The sequence below is a fragment of the Enterobacter sp. UPMP2061 genome, assembly GCF_053709615.1.
This window is the reverse complement of sequence record NZ_JBSKJP010000001.1, coordinates 669199-684755: the sequence shown is the minus strand read 5'-3', so window position 1 is coordinate 684755 and position 15557 is coordinate 669199. Positions and strand designations below refer to the sequence as shown.

At 55.4% G+C, this 15557-nt stretch carries 11 protein-coding genes; 1 reads left to right on the top strand and 10 read right to left on the bottom strand.

Annotated features, from left to right (window positions below; translation table 11 throughout):
* Nucleotides 1–33: 33 nt before the first annotated feature.
* The 10 genes from ACWKXX_RS03220 to lrp form a co-directional block, all read right to left on the bottom strand.
* Nucleotides 34–555 carry an anti-virulence regulator CigR family protein gene (locus ACWKXX_RS03220; RefSeq protein ID WP_017384833.1) on the bottom strand — a complete coding sequence of 174 codons (522 nt, stop codon included), beginning with the start codon at nt 553–555 and terminating at the stop codon, nt 34–36.
* A 122-nt stretch (nt 556–677) separates the two neighbouring features.
* A complete protein-coding gene (locus ACWKXX_RS03215; protein WP_003858254.1) occupies nt 678–1826 on the bottom strand; it encodes an MFS transporter in 1149 nt (382 codons plus the stop codon).
* A 274-nt stretch (nt 1827–2100) separates the two neighbouring features.
* Nucleotides 2101–2964 carry a dimethyl sulfoxide reductase anchor subunit family protein gene (locus ACWKXX_RS03210; RefSeq protein WP_017693703.1) on the bottom strand — a complete coding sequence of 288 codons (864 nt, stop codon included), beginning with the start codon at nt 2962–2964 and terminating at the stop codon, nt 2101–2103.
* Between the two features lies 1 nt (nt 2965).
* Nucleotides 2966–3583, bottom strand: coding sequence for a DMSO/selenate family reductase complex B subunit (locus tag ACWKXX_RS03205; RefSeq protein WP_017384545.1), 618 nt, complete (start codon nt 3581–3583; stop codon nt 2966–2968).
* A 10-nt stretch (nt 3584–3593) separates the two neighbouring features.
* A complete protein-coding gene (dmsA, locus tag ACWKXX_RS03200; protein WP_261666336.1) occupies nt 3594–6038 on the bottom strand; it encodes a dimethylsulfoxide reductase subunit A in 2445 nt (814 codons plus the stop codon).
* 211 nt (nt 6039–6249) lie between these two features.
* Nucleotides 6250–7542, bottom strand: a complete 1293-nt coding sequence (gene serS / locus ACWKXX_RS03195; protein ID WP_003858266.1) for a serine--tRNA ligase — start codon at nt 7540–7542, stop codon at nt 6250–6252.
* A gap of 92 nt (nt 7543–7634) precedes the next feature.
* Nucleotides 7635–8978 (bottom strand): replication-associated recombination protein RarA, encoded by a 1344-nt coding sequence (rarA, locus tag ACWKXX_RS03190; protein ID WP_045329339.1) that lies wholly within the window; start codon nt 8976–8978, stop codon nt 7635–7637.
* Nucleotides 8979–8987: 9 nt separating this feature from the next.
* Nucleotides 8988–9602, bottom strand: a complete 615-nt coding sequence (gene lolA / locus ACWKXX_RS03185; RefSeq protein ID WP_003858270.1) for an outer membrane lipoprotein chaperone LolA — start codon at nt 9600–9602, stop codon at nt 8988–8990.
* Nucleotides 9603–9729: 127 nt separating this feature from the next.
* Complete coding sequence (locus ACWKXX_RS03180; RefSeq protein ID WP_196083339.1) at nt 9730–13365, bottom strand: DNA translocase FtsK 4TM domain-containing protein; 3636 nt, start codon at nt 13363–13365, stop codon at nt 9730–9732.
* Between the two features lie 135 nt (nt 13366–13500).
* Entirely contained in the window at nt 13501–13995 is a 495-nt protein-coding gene (lrp, locus tag ACWKXX_RS03175) for a leucine-responsive transcriptional regulator Lrp (RefSeq protein WP_000228469.1), read from the bottom strand.
* Between the two features lie 543 nt (nt 13996–14538).
* Between lrp and trxB the strand changes: the two genes are divergently transcribed.
* Complete coding sequence (trxB, locus tag ACWKXX_RS03170; protein WP_003858303.1) at nt 14539–15507, top strand: thioredoxin-disulfide reductase; 969 nt, start codon at nt 14539–14541, stop codon at nt 15505–15507.
* The last annotated feature ends 50 nt before the right edge of the window (nt 15508–15557 follow it).

The window sequence follows — 15557 nt, the reverse complement described above, 5'->3', positions numbered from 1 at the left end:
AAAGGCCCGGTGAAAACCGGGCCTTTCTATATTCTATTTAAAGACGCCGTTAATAACGGAAGTCACAATCGCCGTACTTAGCGCAATTAAGACCAGGTCGTCACCTACCACGCGCCATTCATAGCCCGGATAGGAAGGAAGCTGACCCAGCATATCGGCTGGCACGGTTTTCTTCGCAATGCCCGGAGGCAGTGGCTTACCGCGCGCCAGGTTTTTCGCAATTCCCGGAGGCAGAGAGTCGTAGCCTGTTAAGCCGTAATTCAGTGCCAGATGGCGGGCATGATCGAAGCTCACGCGAGCATCCACATCATTACCGACATCTTTGCTGTTTTTAAAGCTCTTATCCGATTTCCCAGGGTTATCCTGACCGTTATTGTGTTTATTACCATGGTTACCAGCGTTCCCGTTACCATGATTGCCGCTATTACCTTGTCCGCCACCGTTTCCGTGACCACCGCCATTCCCGTTTCCTGGATTAGCCATGGCCGGAGCCGTTGCAAACGTTAAAGCCAACACTACGGCAAGTGCGGTAGTGGAAAAACGACGAGTAGACATGATTGCTGCCTTTTAGTGGTAAACTCATTTGAATTATCGCCAGGCAGTAAAAACTCACAATAAGTAAAAGTCTTATATGTGACAGGGACAAAAAAGCCTGTCATCGACAGGCTTTTAATAAGTCATGCATGGGCCACTGGCGTTGGATGTTCGCCCACTTTGCGCAGCAGCATTAACAGATAAATAAACGACACGCTGGCGATCATAATAAACAGCAGATTGTCAGAATAATTTTGCATGAGCATAGCGGTAAAAGTCGGCCCCAGTAAACTGCCGATGGTGTAACTCAGCAACAAAGCCTGGTTCATTGCAACCAGTTGGTGATGCTCAACTTTCTCACAGGCCCAGGCCATCGCGACCGGATAGAGCGTAAAGCCCGCAGCTCCCAGAATGAACAGCGCAGGCGCCATTGCGGCGTTGCTGAGCATGGCGAGACAGCCCATGATGACCACGAAAACCTGGACGCGCAGCACCAGCAGACGACCAAAGCGGTCCGCCAGGCGGCCAATCGGCCACTGCCCGACAATCCCCGCGCTGACCATCACCGCCATCCAGAAACCGATCCCGGAATCACTGACGCCCTGATGGTTAAGATAGAGCGGCATCAGGCCATAGAGCGAGCCCAGCACAATCCCGGAAATAATGCAGCCGTTAACCCCCAGACGCGCCTGGCGCAGTCTCAGCATCGGCCAGACGTGGGTAGCTTCCTGATGCTCGCTGTTTTGATTCACAATGCGGGTAAAGAGCAGCGGCAGGATCGCCGCCAGAACCATGCCCGTCACCCACGGCAGCACGCTCATCAGGTCGGTTGGCAGTTTGCTGACCATCAGCTGTCCCAGAACGGTACCGACGTAGTAAACCATCATATAGGCCGCCAGCAGACGCCCGCGATTACGGGACGTTCCGCTGCACATTAGCGCACTTTCAACCACCACCCAGATCATGGCGCAGCCGACGCCCGCAATAAAGCGCCAGACCATCCAGCTCCAGAAGCCGACCATGAGGCCTAAACCGGCGCAGCCGACGGCAAAGATCAGCGACGCCAGATAATAACTGCGGTTAAAACCAAAGCGCTTAATAAGGCTGCCCGTTAATAAGGTGCCCAGCAGATTGCCCGTAAAAAAGGACGAGCTAACCATACCCACCTGCCAGGTCGGTAAGTTTTCATGGGCGAGCCATAGCGGGACGAGTGTGTTTAACACCGCGATCGCCAGGGTCAGCAAAAGCAGGCCACAGAGCAACAAAAGCACCGGGCGGGTATAGGTGGTCATGGATTAAAAACCGTGAGGAAGTTCAGATTTCGTGCGCATCATGCCACTGGCAAAAACAAAGTCAATCCACCGGTTCAGGCGTCACGCACGTTATGCGCCTTGTCGATTTAAAAAACTCATCCTGCTAATGCAAAGCCTGTTACTGATATTAATTATCTATTTGTTTTTATTTATTTCCGGGAATTTTTACAACGAAACATCAGTCGAAAAATTTCATGAATGAAAAAAGAAAAGCCGGGCGCTATGTCCCGGCTTTTTATAACAAAATCTAAAATTAGCTGGCGATAGCCATACCGACCGTCATATGCAGACCGTAAAATACGCCGCGACCAATTAACTCCCCTGCCAGCACCAGCACAAAGGCCAGGGACAGTAACGGCAGCGCAGGCGAGTAACCTTTAAGCTGAGGGGCAATCCAGCACACCAGCGCCGCCGTCAGCAGCACCACACGCCAGGCCATCAGCGAACCGTAATCCGGCACCAGCGCCGAAGCCTGCTGGATAGAGCTGTGAATGGTCGCCAGCTCCGCTCCCTGCATGAGCGCGACAACGGTACTGATTACCAGCGCCAGCAGCGAGACCGCGGGCAGCAGGCGCATCGCCCAACCATTAATGCCAGCCACACGCAGCAGCAGATAACCCAGCAGCGGCCCGCCAATAAACATGGTCAGGAAGAAGCTCATCGGCGTCCAGACGCTGTACCAGGTCGGAACGGTATCGATGGTGTTGTACACCCGGACCATCATCCAGACGAAGACAACGCCCAGTACCATGGTGACGATGAGCCACAACGCGCGTAACCCTGACGGCAGCTTTTTCACCGCTGCCAGTAACCACCCCAGCCCGCCAACGGCAAAGAAGATTGCCCCGCTGGCAATCTCGTTACTCAGCGAAGAGGCACCTACGCGGTTCAGGGAGTTGAACGCGCGCATCGGTGAGCCCAGGTGCAGCGTAGAGGCGATAAACCCAATGCCCATCAACACCCACAGGCCAAACATGCTTAACACCAAACGCTGCTGCTGTTCAGCATTGAGGTTCCCTTTTAACAGCGCCAGCGCAAGGACGATAAACCCGCCCGCCACGCACTGCCCAAAGACCGTGAAGATCATTAGCGGCCATTCATGCCATCCACTTCCCATCTCACACCTCCTTCGGGTTTGCCAGGTAGCCGGTGGTGTCACCCGTCGGACGGCTGTTGGCGTTAGGTTTAATCACAATACTCGGCTTCGTGAAGTGCGCAGACGGCAGCGGCGCGACGGCAGCAAGCTGACCGTGTTTTTTGCGCAGCTCCTCAATCGGGCCAAAGTCCAGCGCGCGCAGCGGGCAGGACTCGACGCAGATGGGCTTTTTGCCGTCCGCCACGCGGCTGTGGCAGCCGTCGCACTTGGTCATGTGGCCTTTGGCGGCATTGTACTGCGGCGCGCCGTACGGACAGGCCATGTGGCAGTAGCGACAGCCGATGCAGACATCCTCGTCCACTACCACAAAACCGTCGTCGCGCTTGTGCATTGCCCCGCTCGGGCAGACCTTGGTGCAGGCCGGATCTTCGCAGTGGTTGCAGGCAATCGACAGGTAATAGGCGAAGACATTCTGATGCCAGACGCCGTTGTCCTCCTGCCAGTCGCCGCCCGCGTATTCATAAATACGACGGAAGCTAACGTCCGGGGTCAGATCTTTGTAATCCTTGCAGGCCAGCTCGCAGGTTTTGCACCCGGTGCAGCGGCTGGAATCAATAAAAAATCCATACTGGGTTGTCATCGGTTACTCCTTACGCCTTTTCAACCTGAACGAGGTTTGTGTGGGATGGGTTGCCCTTCGCCAGCGGCGACGGACGCTGCGTAGTGAGAACGTTGATGCAGCCCGCCTGATCGATACGGTTCGCATCCGGGTTATACCAGGCCCCTTCCCCCAGCGCGACAACGCCAGGCATCATACGCGGAGTCACTTTAGCTTCGATATGCACTTCGCCACGTCCGTTGAAGATACGTACGCGATCGCCATTACTGATGCCGCGCGCTTTCGCATCCATCGGGTTGATCCACATCTCCTGTCGGCAGGCCGCTTTCAGTACGTCAACGTTGCCGTAGGTGGAGTGAACACGCGCTTTGTAGTGGAAACCGGTCAACTGAAGCGGGAATTTCGCCGTCAGCGGATCGTTGTAGTTTTCGAAGCCTGGCGTATAAATCGGCAGCGGATCGATTACGTCCCCTTCCGGCAATTCCCACGTTGCGGCAATTTTTGCCAGCTCTTCGGAGTAGATCTCGATTTTGCCCGACGGCGTGGTCAGCGGATTGGCCTGCGGATCGTCGCGGAAGGCTTTATACGCCACGTGATGCCCTTCGGGATCGCGCTGCTTGTACATGCCCTGCTTGCGGAAGGTATCGAAGTCCGGCTGGTCAGGAATGGCTTTGCGTGAGAGCTCGTGCAGATGGCGCATCCACCCTTCCTGAGTACGTCCTTCAGTGAACTGCTGCTCAACGCTAAGACGTTTCGCCAGCTCGGAAGTCATCTCATAGATGGTTTTGCACTCGAAGCGCGGTTTGATGGCCTGGTCAGTGAAGATCACATAGGACATGTTGCCGCAGGAGGCGTCCAGCGCGAAATCCATCTGCTCAGACGCAGTGCAGTCTGGGAGCAGAATATCGGCATACTTCGCCGATGAGGTCATGTGGCAGTCGATCACCACAATCATTTCGCACTTCTTGTCGTCCTGCAAAATTTCATGGGTGCGGTTGATTTCAGAGTGCTGGTTGATCAGGCAGTTACCGGCGTAGTTCCAGATCATTTTGATCGGCACGTCCAGCTTATCTTTGCCCCGAACACCGTCACGCAGCGCGGTCATTTCCGGGCCGCGCTCGATCGCGTCCGTCCACATAAACATGGAGATGCTGGTCTGAACCGGGTTATCCAGCGTTGGCATACGTTCAAACGGGACTTCATACGAGCCTTCACGCGCCCCGCTATTACCGCCGTGAATACCAACGTTGCCAGTCAGAATCGAGAGCATAGAAATAGCGCGGGTGGCAATTTCGCCGTTCGCGTGACGCTGTGGTCCCCATCCCTGGCTGATATAAGCCGGTTTTGCTGAACCAATTTCACGGGCCAGCTGAACAATACGCTCGACTGGAATGCCGGTAATGGTGGATGCCCACTCAGGGGTTTTCGCTACCCCGTCGCTGCCCTGACCAAGAATGTACGCTTTGTAATGCCCGTTAGCCGGTGCGCTGGCTGGCAGGGTCTTCTCGTCATAACCAACGCAGTATTTATCAAGGAACGGCTGATCGACGAGGTTTTCAGTGATCATCACATACGCCAGCGCATTGACCAGCGCCGCATCGGTACCAGGGCGAATAGGGATCCACTCGTCTTCACGTCCCGCGCCGGTATCGGTATAGCGCGGATCGACGATGATCATACGTGCGTTGGATTTGGCGCGCGCCTGCTCAAGATAATAGGTTACCCCACCGCCGCTCATCCGGGTTTCGCCTGGGTTGTTACCGAACAACACCACCAGTTTACTGTTTTCGATATCCGACGGGCTGTTACCGTCTGCCCAGCCGCCGTAGGTGTAGTTCAGCCCCGCAGCAATCTGTGCGGAAGAGTAGTCGCCGTAATGATTGAGATAGCCGCCGCAGCAGTTCATCAGGCGCGCCACCAACGTTTTACCCGGCGGCCAGGAGCGGGTCATGGTACCGCCCAGCGTCCCGGTGCCGTAGTTGAGGTAGATGGATTCGTTGCCATACTCTTTGATCAGGCGCTGCATGTTGGTCGCGATGATATCGTAGGCTTCGTCCCAGCTAATACGCTCGAACTTCCCTTCCCCACGCTTACCGACGCGCTTCATTGGGTATTTCAGACGATCCGGGTTATAAACGCGACGGCGCATTGAACGGCCACGCAGACAGGCACGAACCTGATGTAACCCTTCGTAGTTATCATCTCCGGTATTGTCTGTTTCGACATATTTGATTTCACCGTCCACAACATGCATACGCAGAGGACAACGGCTACCACAGTTAACGGTACAGGCACTCCACACCACTTTTTCCGGGGCTGAAGCGGGAGACAGAGCCTCCGCCGCCGACGCCAGACGGGTAAAAGGGAGCGTAAAGGCGCTGCTGGCAACCGCCAGACCGCCTATTGCCGTGGTTTTCATCAACCCACGGCGAGTGACCTCGGCAGCCATTAACGCTTCAGGCGCTTTGATTTTCATAAAGACTCACTTTGGTTGCTCACAAAGAAATAAAGGGCGGCATACACCGCTATATAGTTTTATGTATAACGATATTTTTGGTTATCAGTGTTTTATGCTGACTTTCGTTCGGAGGAGTATTACTACTTTAGAGGGAGGGGTTATTGCTTCGTATCAAATCAGAGGCATAAAAAAAGCGCCCTGAGGCGCTTTTTTGTCTTAGAGCAAATAATTAGCCGATGAACTGCTGGCCTTTCATGTAAGGGCGCAGCACTTCAGGGATCTCAATGCGTCCGTCAGCCTGCTGGTAGTTTTCCAGCACAGCAACCAGCGTACGGCCTACTGCCAGACCGGAACCGTTCAGGGTATGAACCAGACGGGTTTTCTTGTCAGATTTGCTGCGGCAACGCGCCTGCATACGACGCGCCTGGAAATCCCAGACGTTGGAGCAGGAGGAGATTTCACGGTAGGTGTTCTGCGCAGGCACCCAGACTTCAAGGTCGAAGGTTTTGCAGGCACCGAAGCCCATGTCGCCGGTGCACAGCGCCATACGGCGGTACGGCAGGCCCAGCAGCTCCAGCACTTTCTCAGCATGACCGGTCATCTCTTCCAGCGCGTCCATAGACTCTTCCGGACGAACGATCTGCACCATCTCAACTTTATCGAACTGGTGCATACGGATCAGACCGCGTGTATCGCGACCGTAAGAACCGGCTTCAGAACGGAAACATGGAGAGTGCGCGGTCAGTTTGATTGGCAGATCGTCTTCGTCGATGATCTCATCACGCACGAGGTTGGTCAGCGGTACTTCCGCGGTTGGGATCAGCGCGTAGTTGCTGCTGTCTGCTTCCTCGTCCAGCGGACGGGTGTGGAACAGATCGCCAGCAAATTTCGGCAACTGGCCGGTACCGTACAGCGTATCGTGGTTAACCAGATACGGAACGTAGGTTTCGCTGTAGCCGTGCTGCTCGGTGTGCAGATCCAGCATGAACTGCGCCAGAGCGCGATGCAGATGGGCAATTTGACCTTTCATGACCACAAAGCGAGAACCCGTCAGCTTAACCGCAGCCGCAAAGTCCAGGCCCGCGTGCATTTCGCCCAGCGTGACGTGATCGCGCACCTCGAAGTCAAACTCGCGAGGCGTGCCCCAGCGTTTCACTTCAACGTTGTCGTTTTCGTCTTTGCCGACAGGCACGCTGTCGTCAGGAATGTTCGGGATCGCCAGAGCGATATCACGAATTTCAGCCTGAAGAACATCCAGTTCAGCTTTCGCCTGATCCAGCTCTTCACCCAGTTTGTTCACTTCCAGGCGTAATGGCTCAATATCTTCCCCGCGCGCTTTCGCCTGGCCAATGGATTTCGATCGAGAATTACGCTCTGCTTGCAGATTTTCAGTTTGTACCTGCAAAACTTTACGACGCTCTTCAAGAGCGCGCAGCTTATCTACATCCAGCTTAAAGCCCCGGCGTGCCAGTTTTTCAGCGACTGCGTCTGGCTCATTACGCAGCAGATTGGGATCGAGCATGCTTATCCTGTGCTTATCGAATTAAAAAAGGAAAAAGTGACCACAGCCTGCGGCCACAGAGATATATTGCCAACATTACCGCAACGATTGAACTAACGGTAGCGTTTTATAGGGCTATTTTGATCCTGTCCGGCAAGCCAGGCGAGCTTTTCGCCAATCTTACCCTCAAGACCTCTGTTTGTGGGGTGATAATAGCGGGTTTGTGCCATCTCCTGCGGGAAATACTCCTCGCCGGCGGCGTAGGCATTGGGTTCATCATGGGCGTAGCGATACTCCTGCCCGTAACCCATCTCTTTCATCAATTTGGTTGGCGCATTGCGCAGATGAACCGGCACATCGTAGTCCGGACGTTCACGTGCATCTGACATCGCCGCTTTGAAGGCGGTATACACCGCGTTACTTTTCGGCGCGCAGGCCAGATAGACAATTGCCTGCGCAATGGCACGCTCACCTTCCGCGGGTCCGACGCGGGTAAAGCAGTCCCAGGCGGAAATAGCGACCTGCATGGCTCGTGGATCGGCATTACCGACATCTTCTGACGCGATGGCCAGGCAGCGACGCGCGACATATAACGGATCGCCACCGGCGGTAATGATACGCGCGTACCAGTAGAGCGCCGCATCCGGGGCGCTGCCGCGCACGGACTTATGTAATGCAGAGATCAGGTCGTAAAAACGATCGCCTTTATTATCGAAGCGTGCGCTGCGCTCACCGGCTATTTCGGTCAGCAGCTCCTGCTTTAGCACCCGCTTTCCGGCATCATCCACTTCGGCCATATCGGCCATCATTTCCAACGTATTCAGCGCCCGACGGGCATCGCCGTTGACCAGTTCAGCGATCGCATGACGCGTGTCGTCCGGCAGAACGATATCCTGTCCGCCGTAACCCCGCGCTTTGTCCTCCATCGCCTGGGTCAGAACCTTTTCGATATCCTCTGTGGTCAGGGATTTAAGCAGGTAAACGCGGGCGCGGGAAAGGAGCGCAGAGTTCAGCTCAAACGACGGGTTTTCCGTGGTTGCGCCGATGAAGAAAATCGTGCCGTCTTCAATGTGCGGCAGAAACGCATCCTGCTGGCTTTTATTGAAACGGTGGACTTCATCGACAAACAGAATGGTGCGGCGCCCGGCATTACGGTTTTGCCGCGCGCGCTCGATCGCCTCTCGGATCTCCTTCACGCCGGACGTCACCGCCGAGATGCGCTCAACGTCCGCGTTAGCATAGCGGGCGATCACTTCAGCGAGGGTTGTTTTGCCGGTGCCGGGTGGCCCCCAGAGGATCATGGAGTGCAGATGCCCGGCCTCTATGGCGCGCGGCAAGGGTTTCCCCGCAGCCAGAAGGTGTTGCTGGCCGATGTACTGCGCTAAATTTTCTGGCCGCATACGGGCGGCCAGAGGTTGAAACGCATTATCTGAAAAATCGAGCGAAAGGTTGCTCACTCATGCCTCTTACTTATTACGTTGGTCGTCCACCGTTACGCCCTGCGGCGGGGTAAAGGTGAATTTCGAAGCATCTACGGCGCCGTTTTGCTGAGACTTAAGCTGATAGCTACTGCGCTGATCGTCCTGCTCAACCGCACCGAACTGATTAATGGTACCGTTGCTACTCACGTTAATGGTGAACTGCTTCAGGTTACCGTTGCTGCCTTTTGGCGTCAGGACGAACTCATCACCGTTTTGTTTAATGTTGTACTGCTGCCAGTCGCTGGACTGGTTACGGGCAATGAGCATAAACGGCGTATTGCTGGTCGCGTCTTTCAGCCAGGTGGCGGTCGCCTGCTCAACAAACGGGTTGTAGAACCATAAGGTTTTCCCGTCAGACACCAGCACGCTTTCATCCGGCTGGGTCATGTGCCAGTTGAAGAGATTCGGGCGTTTCACCCACAAATCCCCCTGACCTTCCTGCACCGCGTTGCCACTGCCGTCAGTCACTTTTTGCGTGAAGCTGGCGTGGAAGCTGCTCACTTTATCCAGTCGGCTTTTAAGGTCGCTGGCTGCATCAGCCCAGACGCTGCTGGCAACAAAACTGGAGAGTAATGCACAGGCGATGGCGATTTTTTTCATTGTTATTCCTTAAAATACGTCTTCCCGATATGGGGGTTCCGTTTCTATTCTGGACCTGCCCGAAGGCAGGCGACAGAAGAATATGCTTAATTTTTGCTGATTTACCCTTCTTTGCAATCGCTGAAGGTTAATCAAACGGCGGTGGCGCCAGCACCTCACGGTTACCGTTATGCCCCTGTTCGCTCACAATACCCTGGGCTTCCATCTGCTCGATAATACGCGCCGCGCGGTTGTAGCCAATACGGAACTGGCGCTGGACGCCGGAGATGGACGCCTTACGTTTTTCGGTAACGAAATTAACCGCCTGGTCAAATAACGGATCCAGCTCTTCGCCGCCGTCAAAACCACCGCCGCCACCTTCGCTTTCACTGTCGGAGGTGATGCCGTCAACGTATTGCGGCCGACCGCGCGCTTTCCAGTCCTGCACCACCGCATGCACTTCCTGGTCGCGAACAAACGCACCGTGTACGCGCACCGGCGAGGTGGAGTTCGGGCCGGAATAGAGCATATCACCCATACCCAGCAGCGACTCTGCACCACCCTGGTCCAGGATAGTACGCGAGTCAATTTTACTCGACACGGTAAACGCGATACGGGTCGGGATGTTTGCCTTAATAAGACCGGTGATAACGTCTACGGACGGACGCTGCGTTGCCAGCACCAGGTGGATCCCCGCCGCACGCGCTTTCTGTGCCAGACGCGCAATCAGCTCTTCCACTTTCTTGCCAACGGTCATCATCAGGTCGGCGAACTCATCCACCAGCACCACGATGTAAGGCAGTTTTTCCAGCACCGGATGCTGGGCATCCATGCTGTCACCCGGCTTCCAGTATGGGTCCGGAATCGGACGGCCCATACGTGCCGCCTCAGCGATTTTCTCGTTATAACCGGCCAGGTTACGCACGCCCAGCGCAGACATCAGCTTGTAGCGACGCTCCATTTCATTGACGCTCCAGCGCAATGCGTTGGCGGCGTCCTTCATGTCGGTCACCACTTCCGTTAACAGATGCGGAATGCCTTCGTAGACGGACAGTTCAAGCATTTTCGGGTCGATCATGATGAAACGCACATCTTCAGGCTGCGCTTTGTAGAGCATACTGAGGATCATGGCGTTCACCCCGACCGATTTACCGGAGCCGGTGGTACCCGCAACCAGCAGGTGCGGCATCTTCGCGAGATCGGCAACCACCGGATCGCCAGCGATATCTTTACCCAACACCACGGTCAGAGGGGACGGGTTGTCACGGAATTTGGTGTTATCCAGAACTTCACGCAGATAAACGGTCTGGCGTTTCTTGTTTGGCAGCTCAAGGCCAACGTAAGGCTTACCTGGGATCACTTCCACCACGCGTACCGCCACGGTCGACAGAGAACGCGCCAGGTCACGGGACAGGTTAGAAATACGCGCCGCTTTTACGCCTGGCGCCAGGTTCAGTTCGAAACGGGTGATCACCGGGCCAGGGGAGTAGTTCACCACGTCCGCTTTAATACGGAAGTCAGCCAGACGTGCTTCCACCAGACGGGCCATCTGCTCAAGAGCAAAAGTATCCACCGGTTCGACTTCCGCTGGCGGCGGCGTTAACAGATCCAGCGACGGCAACGGCGTACTTGGTCGTTGCAGCGGACGGCTGTCTCCGTTACGCATCAGCAGCGGGTGAATCAGGCTTTCCTGCGGCTGTGGTGCTGGCTGCTGGAACTGCGGCTGCGGCGGTTGGGCCGGCGGTGTATGCGGCTGCGCATAAGCCTGCGGCGCTGGCGCCTGGCGCACCGGTTCCGCTTCTGGCATCACGCTCGGCGTGAACAGCGGTTCGCTCGGACCGTCATCCACCAGATCTTTCATCGGAGAAAATTCAAAATCCGAGAGCGAGAACGGGTTTGCCCCCGAAGGCTGCTCACCGGAATAACGTTGCTGTTGCGTGGCCGCAAACTGACGCGCTAATTCCGCTTCGGCAGCATCATCTTCATCCTGCTGAGAATGAACATCGTGTTGGTACTCATTCCCGTAGCGTTGAGTCTGCTGGGCGGCAAACTGACGCGCCAGCTCATCCTGATGCAGTTCGTCGGCATCATCTTCGTAGTCGGACTCACGGGCTTTTTCTTCCGCCATACGCTGGGAAGGCAGTTTAATGCCATAAGAGGCCAGCTCCCGGCGCGTCGGTACGCGCACGCGATTAGGGCGCGGCAATTGTGGACCAATGCCCTCTTTTACCTGAGGACGCGGCGCACCGTCGGTTGCCGGGCTGAATAGCGGAGCGGACGCGGCAGCGGCTGCCGTTGCCTGCTTCACGGTTTCCGCTCCCGACGCAACGGCTGGCGCTGGGTCTACAGGTGCAACGCTCGCAGAAGGCGCTTTTACAACAGGCTCCTGCACCGGCTCAGGCACGGGCTGATACCAGGCGGCAAGCTGCTCGCGCTCTCGGGCACGGCGCTCTTCCACCTCTTCAAAATAGTACAATGGCGGACGGGATGGCTTCGCTTCCTCCACCACTTCGGGTTCAGACACCGGCGCAACGTATGGCTGTTCAGGTTCAGCAGGTTCGGGCGTATAAGCCTGATACGGCTGTTGCGGCTCGCTGGCAGGCTCAGGCGGCTGATACGGTTGCTGCCACTGTTCCTGCTGCACAGGAATATAGCTTTCAGGCTCCGGCGCAATGGTCGGTTCAGGCGTATGGACACCTGGCGCAGTCTGCCAGTCCACCTGCGGTTGCTGGATCGCGGACTCCGGTGCAGGAACAGGCGAGGACGGCATCACGGCTTCAACAGGCGCAACATGGGCCTGCGCAGCCGTCGTTGCGGCAGCAGCAGCGGCTACCGGTTCAGTCACGGAATGACCATGCAACAGCGGATCGTATTCGTCATACTCACCCGGCGTAGCTCGATGACCAGAGAACAAAACATCATCAGGATCGACGGCCGCGCCGCGATACTCAATCTGCTCCTCTTCATCCATACGTTTGCCGGAGAAAAGCGCGGCATCCGTTTTACGGCCTAACGGGTTAGCGAATTTTTCAGCAACGCGCTGGCGGCGCGCCAGAGCACCGCGCAGAATACGGGCACGGCGGGATTCACGACGCTGCACAGGTGCCTCGTCTTCCTCTTCGTACTCATCTTCATATTCATCTTCATCGACCCACGTATCGTCACGACGGGTGCGATTGCTGGCAAACGTCAGCAGAGTCAGAATAAAGCTGCCGATTTTTTCGGCAATGCTCACCCAGGACCAGCCGGTAAACAGCGTCAGGCCCGCTGCCCAGATACAAAGCAGCGCCAGCGTGCCGCCGCTGCTGTGAAGCATCGGTTGCAGCGCGGAGCTCAACAGGCTGCCAATCACCCCGCCTGAGGCGAAGTACCAGATGTCATCGGCGTTGATCGCCGCCAGTCCGCAGGAGGTGAGGATCAGCGCCAGGGCGCCAATCAGGCGCAGCGAAACGGCAAAATAATCGATGTAGTCATCGTTCTGTCGATGACGCCAGGCAAACCAGCATCCGCCAATAATGATGACGGGAAGGGTATAGGCCATCACACCGAAAATGAAGAAGAGCGTGTCCGCAAGCCAGGCACCGGGAACGCCGCCTAAATTATGGATAGGCTCATGCCATGCGGTTTGCGACCAGCTGGGATCTGAGGGGTTGAAACTGAGTAAGGCAGCCATCAGCCAGACGGCAAAAAGGGCAATAACAATCAGTAACGCCTCAAGGAGACGACGTCCGCTGCTTAGCTTAGATAATGTGACTTCTTTGTCTTCAGTGTATTCCTGGCTCAAGAAAGGCTCTCCAGGTATCAGGCATGTCCTGCCTGTGTGCTAAAACGGACAACAGCGCCGGGACTCCCCGGCACTGTTGCTGTATGGATTAACAGGAGTGTAATCAAACTACACTGATTTTGCACCTGTTCCGTGTTAGCGCGTCTTAATAACCAGACGATTGCTCTGTTTGACCTCTTCCATCACCACATAAGTACGGGTGTCGTTCACGCCTGGCAGACGCAGCAGGGTTTCACCCAGCAGCTTACGGTAGGCGGACATATCAGGCACACGGGTTTTCAACAGGTAGTCAAAATCACCGGAAACCAGATGACACTCTTGAATTTCTTCAAGTTTTTGTACAGCGGCGTTAAATTGCTCAAACACATCTGGTGCACCACGATTCAGAGTAATCTCAACAAATACCAGAAGTGAGGCATCCAGATAATGCGGGTTCAGCAGAGCCGTATAGCCCTGAATAAAACCCTGTCTTTCCAGTCGACGCACACGCTCAAGGCACGGCGTCGGGGAAAGTCCCACACGTTTTGAAAGCTCGACGTTGGAAATACGCCCATCCTTTTGCAATTCATTAAGAATGTTACGATCGATACGGTCGAGATCTTTGCCAGGGCGCTTCTTGCTATCTACCATTATTATTGTCTCTCTGTATTCCTTCCCTACTCCTGCCTGGACCCTGTGCACATCACTGTTCAGAGCCTGGACCCGTTATTCATCACATCGCCTGGTTATGTATTAGACGCGATGTAGATTCGGGTTCTGCGGTAAGAAGACCGTTGCCCGAAAGCAGTCACAGACATCACGTATGGCGTCTGTCCACACCATGCGTAGATTTCACTGACCCGGTAAAAATGGCATTTCCGTGCATGTCTATGCGGCATGCAGTTCGTGCGTCTTTTTTTCTTCCTTGAATGTTTTCGCAAAAGCGCAGGGGATTGTCAAAGCAAAACATCGATTTTTAGTACAACATGCCGGATATTCATTACGGAGGGGTATTAATCCTCATTTTATTGCCTTATAAACGCGCGGTTTTCAGTAGCAGAAGTGATGTGACCGCCTCTGACCCATAGGGCGCGTCTATTGCATATATCGAAAGCAAAACTCTCCTGCTCTTTTTTTACGGCAACAAATTCCCTACAATCCAGCCCATTGCCTGCCAACAACAATGGGGATCTCATGGGCACGACCAAACACAGTAAGCTGCTAATCCTTGGTTCTGGACCTGCGGGATATACCGCAGCGGTCTATGCTGCACGCGCTAACCTGCAACCGGTACTGATCACCGGGATGGAAAAAGGCGGTCAGCTGACCACCACCACGGAAGTGGAAAACTGGCCTGGCGACCCGAACGACCTGACCGGGCCGCTGCTGATGGAGCGCATGCACGAGCATGCCGCCAAATTCGAAACCGAAATCCTGTTCGACCACATCAATAAAGTGGATTTGCAGAACCGTCCGTTCCGCCTGACGGGTGACAGCGGCGAATACACCTGCGATGCGCTGATCATCGCCACAGGCGCCTCTGCCCGTTACCTTGGTCTGCCATCTGAAGAAGCGTTCAAAGGCCGAGGCGTATCTGCCTGCGCGACCTGCGACGGTTTCTTCTATCGCAACCAGAAAGTCGCCGTGATCGGCGGCGGTAACACCGCAGTGGAAGAAGCGCTGTATCTGGCAAATATTGCCTCAGAAGTACACCTGATTCACCGTCGCGACACCTTCCGCGCGGAGAAGATCCTGATTAAACGCCTGATGGACAAAGTGGCGAGCGGCAACATTGTGCTGCATACCAACCGTACGCTGGAAGAAGTGACTGGCGATCAGATGGGCGTGGCGGGACTGCGTATCCGTGATACCCAGAACACCGATAACGTCGAAACGCTGGAAGTGGCGGGCCTGTTTGTGGCAATCGGTCACAGCCCGAACACGGCTATCTTTGAAGGCCAGCTGGAGCTGGAGAACGGCTACATCAAAGTGCAGTCTGGCATTCACGGCAACGCCACCCAGACCAGCGTTCCGGGTGTCTTCGCAGCTGGCGACGTGATGGACCATATTTATCGTCAGGCGATCACCTCTGCGGGCACCGGTTGTATGGCCGCGCTGGACGCAGAACGCTACCTGGACGGGCTGGCTGAACAAGGCAAATAATCTTTACAAGTCAGTAACAAACGTAAATAAAGGCGGCCACTGGTCGCCTT

What these genes read in the sequence shown, in the direction of transcription:
- ACWKXX_RS03220 (WP_017384833.1), bottom strand. Translation starts at nt 555, where the DNA reads ATGTCTACTCGTCGTTTTTCCACTACCGCACTTGCCGTAGTGTTGGCT.
- ACWKXX_RS03215 (WP_003858254.1), bottom strand. Translation starts at nt 1,826, where the DNA reads ATGACCACCTATACCCGCCCGGTGCTTTTGTTGCTCTGTGGCCTGCTT.
- ACWKXX_RS03210 (WP_017693703.1), bottom strand. Translation starts at nt 2,964, where the DNA reads ATGGGAAGTGGATGGCATGAATGGCCGCTAATGATCTTCACGGTCTTT.
- ACWKXX_RS03205 (WP_017384545.1), bottom strand. Translation starts at nt 3,583, where the DNA reads ATGACAACCCAGTATGGATTTTTTATTGATTCCAGCCGCTGCACCGGG.
- dmsA (WP_261666336.1), bottom strand. Translation starts at nt 6,038, where the DNA reads ATGAAAATCAAAGCGCCTGAAGCGTTAATGGCTGCCGAGGTCACTCGC.
- serS (WP_003858266.1), bottom strand. Translation starts at nt 7,542, where the DNA reads ATGCTCGATCCCAATCTGCTGCGTAATGAGCCAGACGCAGTCGCTGAA.
- lolA (WP_003858270.1), bottom strand. Translation starts at nt 9,602, where the DNA reads ATGAAAAAAATCGCCATCGCCTGTGCATTACTCTCCAGTTTTGTTGCC.
- lrp (WP_000228469.1), bottom strand. Translation starts at nt 13,995, where the DNA reads ATGGTAGATAGCAAGAAGCGCCCTGGCAAAGATCTCGACCGTATCGAT.
- trxB (WP_003858303.1), top strand. Translation starts at nt 14,539, where the DNA reads ATGGGCACGACCAAACACAGTAAGCTGCTAATCCTTGGTTCTGGACCT.